The sequence below is a fragment of the Psychrobacillus sp. FSL W7-1457 genome (assembly GCF_038593405.1).
In the GTDB taxonomy this organism is placed as follows: domain Bacteria; phylum Bacillota; class Bacilli; order Bacillales_A; family Planococcaceae; genus Psychrobacillus.
The window spans coordinates 3,047,762-3,063,623 of record NZ_CP151993.1 but is presented as its reverse complement, the minus strand read 5'-3'; the positions used below and the strand labels follow the sequence as shown (position 1 = coordinate 3,063,623).

The following is a 15,862-nucleotide window of genomic DNA, read 5'->3' as shown; positions in this document are numbered from 1 at the left end:
ATGGAGTAGAGATATATGTCCTATAAAAAACTCTTCGAACAATGGAATAGCGTAAATGATATGGAAGCTGTATGGAAAGACGACCTTAAGCTTTTAGCCGCCGATGAAAAAAGACAAGAGGATGCCTTTTACAGAGATTTGGAATTTGGAACTGGTGGTATGCGAGGAGAAATAGGAGCTGGCACGAACCGTATAAACAATTATACGGTTCGCAAAGCAACGACTGGTCTAGCAGAATATATCAAAGCTGCTGGTAAGGACGCGATGAATCGTGGTGTAGTTATTGCTTATGATAGTCGAAGATTTTCTCCAGAGTTTGCACAAGAGGCAGCGAATACGCTAGCTGCTGCTGGTATTAAGGCTTATATTTATCGTGAGCCTAGAACAACTCCACAGCTTTCTTTTTCAGTGAGAAAGCTTAATGCATATATGGGGATTGTTATTACAGCTAGTCATAACCCACCTGAATACAATGGTTATAAAGTATACGGGCAAGACGGCGCCCAGTTAAATTTACAGGATGCAGATACTGTTATTGAATATGTTAAAAAAGCGGGAGACGCACTATCTATTAAAAATAATGAAATTGATGAGGATCTAATCGTTTATTTAGATGAGAGCATGGATTCCTCATATATAGATGCGTTAAAAACAGTTCAAGAAAATCCCGAACTAGCATTAAAAACAGATCTAAAAGTAGTATTTACCCCATTACATGGAGCTTCAGGTAAAACTACAAAGCGTATTTTGGCCGAAGCAGGCTATCAGCATATCTTTTACGTGGACGAGCAAATGGAGCCAAATGGAGAGTTTCCAACGGTTGTGTCTCCTAACCCAGAAGAGGAAAGTGCCTTTGAATATGCTATCCGATATGGTGAGCAGCATGAAGCTGATATTTTAATAGCTGTAGATCCAGATGGTGACCGTGTGGGGGCTGCCGTGAAGAATGCCAATGGTTATAAGCTTCTAACAGGCAATCAAACTGGTGCTATCCTTATAGAATACCTACTGTCGATGCGTAAAGAAAAAGGGACGATGCCTGCTAAAGGTCGAGTATTTAAAACAATTGTAACTTCTGATTTAGGCAGAGTAATCGCAGAGTACCATGGTGCGAGTACGGAAGACGTGTTAACAGGCTTTAAATTTATCGGCGAGAAAATTAAAAACTATGAAGAAACAAATGAATGTGAATTCCTCTTTGGCTACGAGGAGAGCTATGGCTATCTAGTCAAAGACTTTGCAAGAGACAAGGATGCCATTCAAAGTGTCTTGGCATTGGTCGAAGCAGCTGCCTATTATAAACAGAAGGGGCTGTCATTAGTAGATGTCTTGAACAGTCTTTATGAAAGACATGGCTACTACCTGGAAGGGTTAGTATCTGTTACGAAAAAAGGCGTTAGTGGAGCAAAGGCGATTGCTAACCTGCTGGAGCAAATCAGAGTGAACCCTATAACAGAAGTTGCAGGTATCGAAGTGCTCTCACAGGAAGATTATTTATCATCTATAAGAACATTTACGGATGGCAGAGAGCAAGAGAAGATATTATTGCCTTCTTCTAATGTATTAAAATACTTCTTGGCAGACGGTTCATGGGTATGTGTTCGACCTAGTGGGACAGAGCCTAAGATTAAATATTATTTTGGAGTAACAAGTGATTCAGCAGAAGAAAGTCAGAAAAAGCTGGAAGCGATTAAAGAATCATTTACTGGAAATTTAAATCAATATTTAGAATAGAGAAGAGACGCTGAAATTTTTTTCAGCGTCTTTCATTATATAAAGTTGGATTAAAATAGCATTTGTATTTGATGTAATATTCAGTAATTTAAAGTAACGAATGTATATTATTGGTATAATATAAGTATAGAGATGGTTTGGCTGAAATTATGTTTTGGCTTACTATAGTTGTCAAATTTGGCTAAAGGAGTGTTTTTTTAATGTTAACTTCTTTGTTCGTATTGGCGTTAGTTTTAGGGCTACTAACTTTCATTCTTACTTTTAAACGATCTTGGACATTTAACCTTATCATATGGGGCATTTATATAGCTGTTATATTTGCACCAATATTCACTATTGTATATGCATTTATGTATGAGAACATATTCGAAGGTGGATTGGCAGGAAGAGCATTCGTCCTGTTCGAAATAATTGCAATTCTAATGCTCATTGTTGGTTGTATAGGAATTATTAAAAAGAAAAAAATGAAATCTGATGTTCAATTATAAATCAGCCATTCAATAGGAGACTTGAAAAACAAAATTTACTAAAACAACACTGATAAGTGCTTCCAAAAATAATAATATAAATGAGATATCACATAAATGATCAATTACCTTGTCCTAGGAATGTAAAGCATAAAAGGGCGACCAAGGCATAAGCATTATTCTCTATTAAAATAATTAAAGCTTTAAAGTATTACAAGGAAACCCTGGAGTACTTTTTTCTTTAGGCTATGTTAAAGACCTGGGTTGGTATTTTGTAAGGTAGTTTTGTTTATGAAATGTTACACGTCAACTATCATGGTGGGTTAGTTGAATAAGAGGCAAATTTGACCGAGTAGCAAAATAATAAATAAAATTGAATTGTTAAAGGGGTAGAATATGTCAAAATATATTAGTAAATTTTTCTTAACATTACTAGCAAGTGTAATTTTATTTTTTCTTTTGATTGTATTGTTTGATGATGGTAACCATATTGAAACTTGGATTTTTACTTTCAGTACAATAATTATTATACTGCTATCTTTTTTGATCGCACTTATGTACTATTTAATAGATTTAATTAAGAGTAAATCTTAGTTTGTCTACGTGTGTTTTACTTCGGAAGGGGTAAAGCCTTTTTTCTTATTGATCTAAATGGGCAGCTTAGTTGAACAATGATAAACATCAACTACAAAGGAGTGAAAATATATGATTACTGCCTCTCTACTATTTGGAGGGCTTTTAATGCCTATCTTGTGTGTTATATTTTGTTTAAATTTGGTTTCTATATTGAAAAAGGTAAAACGCGAAGAAAAAACTACAGTCAATACTTTTTGGCTTACAATATCGTTTACTCTGATTATGTGGAGCATTGCAATATTAGCGGGAGCAGGCAAGTAAAAAAGATACCAATATAAAATGAGCTTGGAGATACATTTTCCAGCTCATTTTATTGATTTGGAGAAAAATAAATAAGTAATTTTGTTTCACTAACGGTTGATTTACTTCAAGAAAATGCGATTTTTTATTGCATTTCACAAAAAAAAGGAACAATTACTCTGTTCCTAAAGGGTATATTTTATCTTTTATTTCTTCTCTTTAATTGTATTAAAGTTATTAATACACCTAAGTTTATTACTAATAGAATAGGAAATCCGAAATAAAGAACATAAAGTATCCAGTTCAATGCATCTCTTTCAGAAAGTAATTCCATTTTATTCACCTCAAGTAATCGTATGAAGAAAACTATACTATGATGAGAATTATGAAGTTAATGTGTAATAAAAGAGAGGATGCTTGTGCAACTAACGAATGCTTCTGTAAAAACCAATATCAAAGGATGAGCCAGGAGAAAATATCCGAGCTCATTTTTTTGTGTATTTTTAATCAACCTTTACCTTTAACATAGCCTTTCTTTATTAAAGTAGGGTATCCAATTTTATACTGTCAGTCAAAAGTATGATGCTTCTGTTATTTATATGTAGACCTTATACATGATAAGATGAATGTAACAGGTAGGTTAGATGGAGGAGTTATAATGCAATCGAAGGAACTTTCCAATATAGAGCTATTGAAAGAAATAGCAGAGCTAATTAACGAAGAAACAGATATGGAACAAATGCTACAGGGAGCACTTCGTAAGCTTTTAGAGGGAACTATTTTTGAGACTGGATGGATTTTTTTCATTAATGAAAAAGGGAAGCAGGAGCTAATTGTGCATGAAAACCTTCCAAAGTCACTTGAAAAAAATGATTGCCGACACTTGCAAAAGGGTGGCTGTTGGTGCGTGTCTCGATATAGAAATGGAGAATTACAAAAGGCTTCTAACATAATAGAATGTCAGCGAATAGAAAATGCTCATAAAAAAGATGTAAATGAAGAGGGAATCACACATCATGCTACAGTACCTTTACAATCTGGGCAGGAACGCTTTGGTTTGTTAAATGTAGCTACAGCGAATACTGTCCGTTTTGAGGAAGGTGAGTTAGCCTTATTAGAATCTGTTGCATTTCAAATTGGATCAGCGATTAAAAGAATATTATTGACTAAGCAAGAGCAACAGGTGGCGCTTGTTCAAGAGAGGAATAGACTTGCTCGAGATTTGCATGACTCTGTAAATCAGTTGCTTTTTTCAGTTACCTTGACTGCTCGAGGCGGCGTTGAAATGACAGACCAAGTCGAAGTAAAGGATACCTTTAAAGAGATTCAATATTTAACCCAGGAAGCACTAACCGAGATGAGAGCACTTATTTGGCAACTGCGCCCTAAGGGTCTAGAAACCGGAATTATAGAAGGATTAAAGGGATACGGAGATATTCTTGGATTATCCCTAAGCATAAAGGTAAAGGGAGTTATCCAACTTCCGGCAAAGGTAGAAGAGACTTTGTTCCGTATAACCCAAGAGGCACTAAACAATATACGCAAACATTCTGGAGTGCTTAAGGCAGAAATTTATATGACAGTCACAACAACCGATGTGCTTTTAGTTGTAAAAGATGAGGGCTGTGGTTTTCACATGAAGGATTTAAAATCACTACCCTCAATAGGTCTACAAAGTATGAAGGATAGAGCTAGTTCAATTGGTGGTACAGTGGATTGGGTTACAGAGGTAGATAAAGGTACAGAAATATTAGTAAGATTACCTTACTAGGGGGAATATCAATGATTAGAGTATTAATAGCTGATGATCATCACGTAGTACGTAGGGGGTTAATGTTCTTTTTAAAAACACAAAAGGATATGGATATAGTTGGCGAGGCTACTAATGGAAAAGAAGCTGTAGAACTAACCGAGGCTTTAAAGCCAGACATTATTTTAATGGATTTAGTGATGCCGGAAATGGATGGGATAGAAGCGACCAAAAGGATAAAAGCAGAATATCCTGATATTCAAATTCTGATGCTAACAAGCTTCTCAGATCGGGATCATGTCATCCCAGCTTTAAAGGCAGGAGCTGCAGGGTATCAGCTAAAGGATATTGAGCCGGACGACTTAGCGGACTGCATTAGAAAAATTATGCGTGGTGAAAACACTATCCATCCTGAGGCAACTAGTCAGATGGAAAAAGAAAACGAGCCGAAAGAAGTGCTTCCACATGAGGAATATCCATTAACCCCTAGGGAACAGGATGTACTGGCAGAGCTTACAAAAGGCAAAAGTAACAGAGAGATAGCATCGTCTTTATTTGTCACAGAAAAGACCGTAAAAACTCATATTTCGAATATATTCGGTAAGCTACATGTCCAGGATCGAACTCAAGCTGCACTATACGCAGTAAAGCATGGTTTAACCGAATCGAGTGGTCAATAGATATCCAATAACAATTTAAAAAAATAGAAGAAGGAGTACTGTCATTTTAGTACTCCTTTTTAAAGTAGCAATAAATTTATTTAAAAAAACGATAACCTATTACATTTCTTCCAAGGCTGCAAAATGTCCACTTTTATGTTTTATATGTGCTTTTCCTGAGATTCTATTTGACCAATGGTTAGTATTTTTTTTCTTTTCTTGATAGCTTCGATTACTCCATCCGAAATTTCCTTCTGTGTTAACCACCTTGGACGGCTCCCTTCTATTAAAAATCCCAATTGAACTTGATGATAGGAACAATTCTTAGGCAGTATAGCTTCTCGTTTAACTCTTTTTAAATCCGAACTACTACCTAAAATATGGAACAAATCCCACCTGTCTTTTCTAATTGAAACCTCTGCTAAAATAACTTTAAGTGCTTCTGGAGCAGTCGAGTGTATCCAAGCTACCACCATATCAATCCCACCATTTTCATCAATTGTTGTACGCACCTTCTCTTGTAATTCAGCATTATTATTATAATCAAGAATAAGTGGTGTTATTTCATAATTTAAGTCTGTCTGTTCTATTAGTTTTTTCATACGATTAGAATTCCTTGCGATAATTGAAACGTGATACCCTTGATCTAATAACCAGAGGGAGACTCTTGATAACATTCCTGTTCCACCGACTACTAAAGCATGTTTCATGATATTTTCTCCTCCTTACGATACGATAGCCCGATATAAAAACGTTTTGCACCATGCAAGAACGTATCATTTCAGTTCACTATGTATTAAATAAGGTTCCCTTTAGTGCTTCCATATAACGGGTGGCAGATTTTTGGACGCTTTGCTTGGCCTCTTCTTTAATGACACGATGAAAGGCATCATATAAACGCGCAAATTTCAATTCTTTTATCCTAATTGAAATCCTTTCTACAGTAGCAGCTGGAAGTGGAATAAAATTTGGATAACTGTACATAAAGCTTACCCATGAACGGTCTGCTACGACACGAATAATATCTCCAGTCATTAAAACCCCGCTTTGGTTGTCTCCGTTTTTCCATTCTAAAACTGTTCCACCTTTAAAATGGCCACCAATTCTATGTAGAATGATTCCTTCTTTTAATTCAAGGGACTCACCAGACCAAAAAACTATTCGCTCACTTGGTCTCATAACCCATTCTTTATCATCTTCATGAATGTAAATTGGAGCGTTAAAGGCTTCAGCCCATTCTACTTGACTAGAGTAGTAGTGTGGGTGAGATAAAGCTATTGCATCAATTCCACCTAAGTCTTTAATTTCTTTAATCGTTTGCTCATCAATATAAGAAATACAATCCCACAATAAATTAAAATCCTTGTCTTGTATGTAATAGGCTGTTTGACCAATTCCAAAACTGGGACTAGTGTTTATGCTGTATAGTCCTTCATGTTCGATATTAATAGTATTTTTGTATTTGCCTTCTTTAATCATAGATTCTAATGTGGTCCAATTTTGCCCATTAGAACTAATAAATTGTCTTTCTTCACCGCAAATTATACATTCCTTTTGTTTCCCAAAAGAATTTTCATACTGAACTCCGCATGTCTTACAAATATATCTATCCAAAATAATCACTCTTCCTCTAAAATTCATTTTAGTTTGTGTGTTCTGGTATATCTTGTAATTGAATTGTATCACTATAAGTAATGCGTCACTCTAATACTTTTGATTGAAAATTCAATATTCTTTGGAGGGCTTAACATAATCAGGTTTGAAAGAGAAGATTGGGAGGATATTGTTTCAGAGGAATTGAACTAATGGCAAAAGAAAACGACCCTCTAAAAAGAGAGTCGTTTTCTATATCAATTATATTTAAGTATGATGTATTAATTATTCATCTATGGATTCTTCTAGTTCCCCATTCTCTTGATCTTCGGGAACTTTGACAACTTCTAGATATTGAATGTGATGACCGTCGATTTCTTTGACAGTAAATTCGTAACCTTGTTCTAGGAGCTTTTCACCACTGACCACATCGTAGCTTTTTGTCATAAACCACCCACCAATAGTATCAATATCTTCTTCATCAATATTAATATTTAATAAGTCATTTAAGCTTTCGATTAACATCTTAGCGTCAATAATATAATGGTTTTCAGCAACCTTTTGAACCTCAGGCAGCTCATCTGTGTCAAACTCGTCGCGGATATCGCCTACGATTTCCTCGATGATATCTTCAATCGTGACAAGACCAGAAGTTCCTCCGTATTCATCCATTAAGATGGCCATGTGAATACGTTCACGTTGAATTTTAAGTAATAAATCAGCGATAGGCATGTTTTCAATTACTCGAATAATTGGCTGCATGTAGTCAGCTACCGGAGTAGTGGCGTTTGCAGGATCTCGTATAAAGGCTGTTAAAAGATTTTTCATATTAACAAGTCCGATAATATGGTCTTTATCTCCATCAGTTACAGGATATCTTGTAAACTGTTCGACACCTACGACTTCAAAAACTTCACTAAGGGTTAAATCCTTATCGATGGAAGTGATTTCAGTTCTAGGAACCATAATTTCTTTTGCGATACGATCATCAAATTCGAAAATTTTGTTTACATACTTATACTCTGCTTGATTGATTTCTCCACCCTTAAAACTGTCCGAAAGAATCATTCGTAATTCTTCCTCGGAATGGGCTACTTCTGATTCTGAAACAGGCTCTAATCCAAACACCTTGGTCGCTAAGAAACGTGCCGATCCATTCATACCATGGATTACCGGATACATAATTTTGTCAAATATGACTAGCGGCTTAGCAACTGCCAATGTAATCTGTTCAGATCGTTGAATAGCAAATGTTTTAGGGGTTAATTCTCCAACTACTACATGTATATATGTTACTAATGAGAACGCAATGATAAAAGAAAGTAAAGAAGAAACACTTTCTGGAAGCTCAAAATACTCAAATGCTGGATGTAAGATTCTTTCTATAGTTGGTTCTCCCAACCACCCTAACCCTAAAGCAGTGATTGTAATACCTAACTGACAGGCAGATAGATATTCGTCCAAATTGGAAACAACCTTCTTAGCATTAATAGCTTTTTTGTTTCCTTCAGCTAAAAGCTGATCGATTCTTGTTGTTCTAACTTTTACTATTGCAAATTCACTTGCAACAAAAAATGCAGTGAAAGCGATTAAGACAGCAAAAGCTGTCAACCGTATGGCTATGTCCAAATAATTACTTTGTCCCTAACCCAAATGGGGGGTAGAACAAAGTGTACACCTCCTGTTTTCTAAAAAAATAGTTTCTAGGTTTAATAATAAAATATATAAAAAGAAATTACAAATCTTTATTCTTTAGGTTGCGACTTCATATTTCCCCCTGTAATCTTGAGATATAGTTTTCCTATTTGTTAGATAATTTTAATGAACTAGGGGGTATGGAAAAATAGTGAAAAAATATATTGAAATAGCAAGTGCTTCAACGAAATTAGGATTAACATCTTTTGGTGGACCGGCTGCTCATTTGGCTTATTTCCGAGAAGAGTATGTGCAGAAAAGAAAATGGCTAGACGAAAAGTTATATGCTGACATTGTGGCTATTTGTCAATTCCTACCGGGGCCAGCCTCATCTCAAGTGGGCATTGCCATCGGCATACTAAGAGGAGGAATAATTGGAGGGGTCATATCATTTTTAGGGTTTACCCTTCCTTCCATTATACTGCTTGTATTGTTTTCAGCATTTTTGATATCTACCAACTCATTTGACAGTGGGTGGCTACAAGGATTGAAAATCGTTGCAGTGGCCATTGTTGCTCATGCTTTATTGGGGATGCAAAAGACACTTGCACCAGATCGTATACGAATTTCTATTGCAATAGCTTGTGCCATTTTAACATTGCTTATTCCAACAATAGTAGGTCAATTCGGTATATTACTGGCAGCGGGATTGTTTGGATATATGTATTTCCGTTCAGATAGCAATGAGCCGGCCCCAGATATTAAAATTCCTTATGGGAAAAAAACGAGTATGGCTGCTTTGCTTTTGTTTTTTGGACTGCTTATATTTTTGCCCATTTTTAAGCCATTTATCAATTCAGCATACTACTTAATTTTTGATATATATTATCGTGTCGGTTCATTAGTTTTTGGAGGAGGACATGTTGTACTGCCCATGCTTCAGCGAGAGGTAGCCCTTTCCCCTGATGTATTTTTAGCTGGGTATGGTGCTGCTCAAGCGGTCCCAGGTCCATTGTTTACGTTAGCTAGTTTCTTGGGTCATGCAACAGCTGGTATTCCAGGAGCCTTGGTAGCTACCTTTGCCATATTTTTGCCCTCTTTTCTAATGGTAATTGGAATACTACCATTTTGGTCAGCTATACGATCGAAAAAAGGAATTCAGAATGCCTTAAAGGGAGTTAATGCAGGTGTAGTAGGAATCCTTTTAGCCGCGTTATATGATCCAGTTTTTACGAGTTCAGTTAAAGAATCATCGGATTTCATCATCGTGTTAGTTACTTTTACCGTATTATTTGTTTTTAAATGGGCTCCTTACAAGGTTGTACTGTTAAGTGCAGTATTAGGATACCTTTTTCAGTTAATTTAAGTTTAAAATAGTAATGTACGTTTTAAATTGGAAAAGCTACAGGTTATTGATTGTAGCGACAGGAGGCGACTTCAGCAGGATAAGTGAGACAGATAAGACGTCAACACCGCGCGCGTAAGCGACGGGTGATGGCTTATCACTCACCCCGCGAAAAAGCGTCCGACTAGAGTGAAAATCAATACTACTTTACACTTAAAAGAGCATCTAAACTTCACTACTATCTACTAATTGCTCTTCCTTAAACCTAAAAGTACGAATAATGGAATTAATTTAATTGTCTATTTCTTCAAAATGTATTGACAACTAAACTTTTATTGAGATAATATTAAATGACACTAAATAATTTAGAAATGGAGGTATGAATAATGATTCGTTTAAAAGTTATCCAAAACAATGATATAGCCCGTTCATACCTACCATTAGACGCTAAATGACTGTTTAATAGCATAAGAATTACTATGTCTATTTTAAAGTGCATTACCGTATCATGGGTAATGCACTTTTTTGCGTTCTATCATTTCCAATTTTTGGTGAAAAAACAAAGGAGGAGTGTTGGGTATGATTATTCAACGAGCTAAGCAAATTTTAATAAAGGAATCTCTTGAAGGCGGATAGTTAGGTAAATGTAAAGGAAAGAAAAGAGGGACAATGGAATGTTTTCAGTATTATTTAAGTTAAAGTGGTTTTTTAAGGATCATTGGAAAAGGTACACTGTTGCAGTTGGTGTATTAATTATTGCGAGTGCATTTGAGATCTTTCCTCCATGGCTAGTAGGAAGGGCGATCGATACAATTACGCTAGGAAATATGAATAGCGATCTATTAATGGAGTATATGTTGTATTTTGTAGGAATTATTATAGTGGGATATATTTTAAATTTTATATGGCAATATCAATTATTTGGTGGGTCTATTTCTATTGAGCGTATTTTACGCACTAAGCTCAATCGAAAATTTTTAAGTATGACACCTACTTTTTACGAGAAAAATCGTACTGGTGACTTAATGGCTCGTGCGACAAATGATTTGAATGCAGTTGCAACTACTGCTGGCTTTGGGATCATGACCTTAATAGATTCGACTATGTATATGTTAGCCTTGATTCTGGCAATGGGTTTTCTTATTTCATGGAAGCTTACTTTTTTTGCACTGTTACCTATACCAGTTCTCGCAATTATAATGCAGTATTTAGGTAAAATCATTCATGAAAAGTATATGGTGGCTCAAGATGCATTTGGGGATTTAAATGATCGTGTTTTAGAATCTATAGCCGGTGTAAGAGTAATTCGTGCGTACGTTCAGGAACGTGCTGATGAGAAGAACTTTGCAGACATGAGTGAAGAGGTTTATCAAAAAAATATGGTTGTAGAACGAATTGACGCCTTGTTTGGTCCTATCACCAAAATAGGAACAGGTATTAGTTATGTTGTTGCACTTGGTTATGGAGCTTACCTAGTTTCTAAGGGTGAGATGACAGTAGGGAACCTAATTACGTTTAATGTATATCTTGGTATGGCTATTTGGCCAATGTTCGCTATTGGGGAATTGATCAACGTTATGCAACGCGGGAATGCTTCACTTGACCGTGTACAGGAAACGTTAGAGTACGATGCAGATGTGAAGGACCCGACTGCTCCAGTGAATTTGAAGGATGTAATGTCCATCGGTTTTGATGATGTTGGATTTCAATATCCTTTATCACAGGTGAAAAATTTAGAAAATATCCGAGTAAATCTACAAAAAGGGCAGACGCTTGGCATTGTAGGCAAAACCGGGTCTGGAAAAACGACCTTTATTAAGCAACTGTTAAAGGAGTATCCAATTGGAGCAGGTCAACTGACGATTGGAGATATCCCAATATCAGAGCAAACAAAGGATCAAGTATTAGAATGGATTGGGTATGTGCCTCAGGATCATGTGTTGTTTTCTAGAACCATACGCCAAAATATTCTTCTAGGAAAAGAAAATGCAACAGAAGAGGAATTAGAGGAAGCACTTCGTTTAGCACATTTTCAACAGGATTTAATGAATTTACCAATGGGATTAGAAACGTTAGTAGGGGAGAAAGGGGTTTCCCTATCTGGGGGTCAGAAGCAAAGGGTATCGATTGCTAGAGCGCTTATCAAAAATCCAGAAATTCTTCTTTTAGATGATTCTCTTTCTGCAGTAGATGCTAAAACAGAGGCAAAAATTATCGAAAATATACAAAACGAACGCAGTGGGAAGACAACAATTATTACGACGCATCGCTTGTCAGGCATTCAGCATGCCGACCAAATCATCGTTTTAGATGAAGGAATCATTGTAGAACAAGGTACGCATGAGGAACTTCTAAAGCAAAATGGCTGGTACAAGGAACAATATGATCGTCAACAGCTTGAGGGGGTGTCGTCATGAGTACTGGAAAACGACTCTACCATTATGCGTTATTTTATAAAAAGCCAATTCTTCTTGGTTTAATCTTTTTAACTATTGCTGTAATTGCCGATTTGACAGGACCATTTATCGCAAAACAAATTCTTGATGAACACATTACAGATGGTGCGATTGATCTGGAGCCGATATTAATGCTCCTTGCAGTATTCTTTGGTCTAAGTATTGTTACAGCGGTTTTTAGATATTTTATGTTCATAAATCTACAGGTTGGAGCAAATCGTGTTGTGCAGAAGCTCCGAAATGATGTTTTTCAGCATATTCAAACTTTGCCTATACAATATTTTGACAACTTGCCTGCCGGTAAGGTAGTTGCTCGTGTGACAAATGATACGGAAGCTATCCGTAATCTATATGTTCAAGTACTTTCACAGTTTGCAACCAGTATCATTTCTATTACTGGAGTTTATATCGCAATGTTTATTTTAGACGTTAAAATGGCAGCAATCGCTTTATTCGTCATTCCGATCGTATATATATGGATGCTAGCTTACCGAAAATATGCATCTCAATATAATCATATTGTGCGAACAAAGATTGCGGATATGAACGCCATGTTAAACGAATCAATTCAAGGAATGTCGATCATTCAAGCGTTTAAACGGGAAAAACAAATGGACCAAGAGTTTGAGGAGATGAATGAAGAGCATTACAGTTATCAACGTAAGCTTTTAAAGCTAGATTCTGCCACCTCCTTTAACTTAGTACAGGTGCTAAGATCCATCATGTTTGCTCTATTTATTTTAGTTTTTGGTAGTCAGTCCATGGAGCCAGGGGCAATCGTCTCAGCTGGATTGCTTTACGCCTTTGTGGATTACACGACGAGATTGTTCAATCCAATTACGGGGATCGTTAATCAGTTCTCTCAGCTAGAACGCTCACTGGTAGCAGGAAGTAGAGTATTTGATTTGTTGAATGAAAAAGGTGAACAGGTAGAAGACAAACGAATGGAAAGGTACGAAGGAAACGTGGAGTTTAAAGACGTGTCGTTTGCCTACAAAGGAGATGACTTTGTCTTAAAGAACCTGAACTTTGTTGCAAACAAAGGTGAGACAGTTGCTTTAGTGGGGCATACAGGCTCTGGGAAAAGTTCCATTATGAACTTGTTATTCCGATTCTATGACCCAACGAAGGGGAAGATTTTAATAGATGGAATAGATATTACGTCCCTTCCAAGGCAAACCATTCGTAATCATATGGGAATTGTATTGCAGGATCCATATCTTTTCTCTGGAACCATTGAAACAAATGTTAGTTTAAATGATCCTAGAATTTCACGAGAAAAAGTAGAGTCCGCATTAGAAGCGGTAGGTGGAGAACGTGTACTAAAAAATCTTGAAAAAGGATTAGATGAACCAGTAATTGAAAAGGGAAGTACCCTTTCTTCTGGTCAAAGACAGCTAGTATCCTTTGCAAGAGCGCTTGCCTTCGACCCGGCTATTCTTATATTGGATGAAGCGACATCTAATATAGATACCGAAACAGAAGAAATTATCCAACATGCGATGGATGTATTAAAGAAAGGTAGAACAACCTTCATCATTGCGCATAGACTTTCTACTATTAAAAATGCAGACCGCATTCTAGTTTTAGACCGTGGTGAAATTGTAGAAAGCGGTACACATGACGAGTTGCTGCAGCTACAAGGTCGCTACGAACAAATGTATAAGCTACAAGCCGGAGTTTCCCCTAATGCATAAGCATAAGGGGATTTTCCCTTTTCTAGAGATAAAAGCTTAATAATCGAGTTGCTGTGTGAATTTTTCTCCACGCTTCTTTTACTACTATTAATTGATTTACAATATAAAGGATATTCTTGAAATAAATAGAATGTAAGAGGAAAGGAGATGAGATAGTGAAAATTAAACCAATCATTGCTATTTGTACGGCGACAATCCTTTTAGGGGTTGGAAGTTATTTTATATTAGAGAAAGAATCGAAAATAGGTATAGTAGAACCAGAAGTTAAAGCAGAAGAAAAACCAACTGCTAAAAAAGTAAAAGAGGAATCTATTTCAGTACTCCAAGGTTCTAGGGGAAATTACAAAATAGATATCCGCCAGGCGGAGGATTTACGTTTTCACATATCTGCGGAGATTGAAGTTACGAATGAATCCAAAAGTGTATGGGACGATATCGGTTTTTATTTTATCCCGAATGTTACGACGCTAGAGAATAAATACTATATGCTTTCATCTATAGGAGAAGCAGAGATTACTTCTATTAGAAGCAAAGATGGCGAAGAATTATCATATAAATTGAACGATACCATGCTATATGTAACTCCAAAATCTGATGTTCAACCAGGTGAAAAAACAATTTTAACAGTAGAATATTTATTAAAGCCACCATTTAAAGGGCAACGACTGTCGAGAATAGACAACAATTTCTATTTAGCATTATGGTATCCAATGCTAGGTAGGTATACGAACAAATGGGAGCTACATCCTTATCATCATGTGGGTGAATTCTATGATACAGGGTATGGAGACTATGAGATTACTTATGAGTTAGCTAGAGAATACTTGGTTGCTAGCTCGGGAGAAGATGGTGAACCCAAGCCTACCATTAGTGGGAAGACACAAGGAACAAATATTAAAGATTTTTATATAGCATTTTTAGATCCAGAAGAATGGATCAGTGAGACACTGCAAGCAAATGATACAACGATCAGATATTTTTTTCCTTATGATTTTCCAGACACTTTACATCAAATGATAATGGACGCTCAAAAAGCGTTTTTATTTATGGAAAAAAATATTGGGGATAATCCGACTAAAGAGTTAGATGTTGTTGCAAATAATTCAGGAATGGAGTACCCAAATATTGTAGAAGTATGGGTTGAACCAGGGAGACATGAAAGAGTATTAATTCATGAAATTGCTCATCAATGGTTTTATTTCATGGTTTCCAGTGACCCTTATGAAGAATCTTGGTTAGATGAGAGTTTAACGGCACTATTGGAGGGAACATACCGTACATTAAGATATGATTCCAGTGAATTGGGCGAACAATTAGGATTTAATGAAATAAATATTTTTGCTGAAAGAAAAACTCTGTCGGAAATTGCTAATCTTCCAGTTACGGAGTTTGGTACGGACCATGGTCCGTTACTATATGGGAAAATTCCTGCAATTTTACGAGATTTCTTTAAAGAGCGAGGCGGGCACGAAGAAACAATTAAATTTTTATCCGCTTATTTTAATGAATTTAAATATCAATATGTGGATACTGAGACCTTTGTAGAATTCTTCAATGAGTACCATCAAGAAGATCATACTGAGTTTTTCAAAGAGTGGCTTCTTTTAGAATAATTTATTTCATATTTTTTTATTGAACTATAGCAGCAGG

11 protein-coding genes are annotated in these 15,862 nt (G+C 36.1%); 8 read left to right on the top strand and 3 right to left on the bottom strand.

Features of this window, described 5'->3' with window-relative positions; all coding sequences use genetic code 11:
• Window positions 1-15: 15 nt before the first annotated feature.
• From NSQ95_RS14970 to NSQ95_RS14955, 4 genes are all read left to right on the top strand, one after another.
• Window positions 16-1,734: a phospho-sugar mutase gene (locus NSQ95_RS14970; RefSeq protein ID WP_342559890.1), complete on the top strand. Its 1,719-nt coding sequence runs from the start codon at window positions 16-18 to the stop codon at window positions 1,732-1,734.
• Between the two features lie 200 nt (window positions 1,735-1,934).
• A complete protein-coding gene (locus NSQ95_RS14965) occupies window positions 1,935-2,222 on the top strand; it encodes a hypothetical protein (RefSeq protein ID WP_342559889.1) in 288 nt (95 codons plus the stop codon).
• A gap of 1,513 nt (window positions 2,223-3,735) precedes the next feature.
• Window positions 3,736-4,848, top strand: coding sequence for a GAF domain-containing sensor histidine kinase (locus NSQ95_RS14960; RefSeq protein ID WP_342559888.1), 1,113 nt, complete (start codon window positions 3,736-3,738; stop codon window positions 4,846-4,848).
• A gap of 11 nt (window positions 4,849-4,859) precedes the next feature.
• A complete protein-coding gene (locus NSQ95_RS14955) occupies window positions 4,860-5,507 on the top strand; it encodes a response regulator transcription factor (protein ID WP_342559887.1) in 648 nt (215 codons plus the stop codon).
• Window positions 5,508-5,647: 140 nt separating this feature from the next.
• Here the strand turns inward: NSQ95_RS14955 and NSQ95_RS14950 are convergent, their stop codons facing one another.
• From NSQ95_RS14950 to NSQ95_RS14940, 3 genes are all read right to left on the bottom strand, one after another.
• On the bottom strand, window positions 5,648-6,196 hold the full coding sequence (locus NSQ95_RS14950) for a short-chain dehydrogenase (RefSeq protein WP_342559886.1): 549 nt from the start codon (window positions 6,194-6,196) through the stop codon (window positions 5,648-5,650).
• 79 nt (window positions 6,197-6,275) lie between these two features.
• Window positions 6,276-7,100: an MBL fold metallo-hydrolase gene (locus NSQ95_RS14945; RefSeq protein WP_342559885.1), complete on the bottom strand. Its 825-nt coding sequence runs from the start codon at window positions 7,098-7,100 to the stop codon at window positions 6,276-6,278.
• 264 nt (window positions 7,101-7,364) lie between these two features.
• On the bottom strand, window positions 7,365-8,708 hold the full coding sequence (locus NSQ95_RS14940; protein ID WP_342559884.1) for a hemolysin family protein: 1,344 nt from the start codon (window positions 8,706-8,708) through the stop codon (window positions 7,365-7,367).
• Between the two features lie 214 nt (window positions 8,709-8,922).
• Here NSQ95_RS14940 and chrA point away from each other — a divergent pair, with 214 nt between their 5' ends.
• The 4 genes from chrA (at window position 8,923) to NSQ95_RS14920 (ending at window position 15,825) form a co-directional block, all read left to right on the top strand.
• Window positions 8,923-10,080, top strand: coding sequence for a chromate efflux transporter (gene chrA / locus NSQ95_RS14935; protein WP_342560823.1), 1,158 nt, complete (start codon window positions 8,923-8,925; stop codon window positions 10,078-10,080).
• A 653-nt stretch (window positions 10,081-10,733) separates the two neighbouring features.
• Window positions 10,734-12,476, top strand: a complete 1,743-nt coding sequence (locus tag NSQ95_RS14930; RefSeq protein ID WP_342559883.1) for an ABC transporter ATP-binding protein — start codon at window positions 10,734-10,736, stop codon at window positions 12,474-12,476.
• Window positions 12,473-14,212: an ABC transporter ATP-binding protein gene (locus tag NSQ95_RS14925; RefSeq protein WP_342559882.1), complete on the top strand. Its 1,740-nt coding sequence runs from the start codon at window positions 12,473-12,475 to the stop codon at window positions 14,210-14,212. The genes NSQ95_RS14930 and NSQ95_RS14925 overlap by 4 nt, the downstream gene beginning before the upstream one ends.
• A 155-nt stretch (window positions 14,213-14,367) precedes the next feature.
• Window positions 14,368-15,825 (top strand): M1 family aminopeptidase, encoded by a 1,458-nt coding sequence (locus tag NSQ95_RS14920; RefSeq protein ID WP_342559881.1) that lies wholly within the window; start codon window positions 14,368-14,370, stop codon window positions 15,823-15,825.
• Window positions 15,826-15,862: the final 37 nt, after the last annotated feature.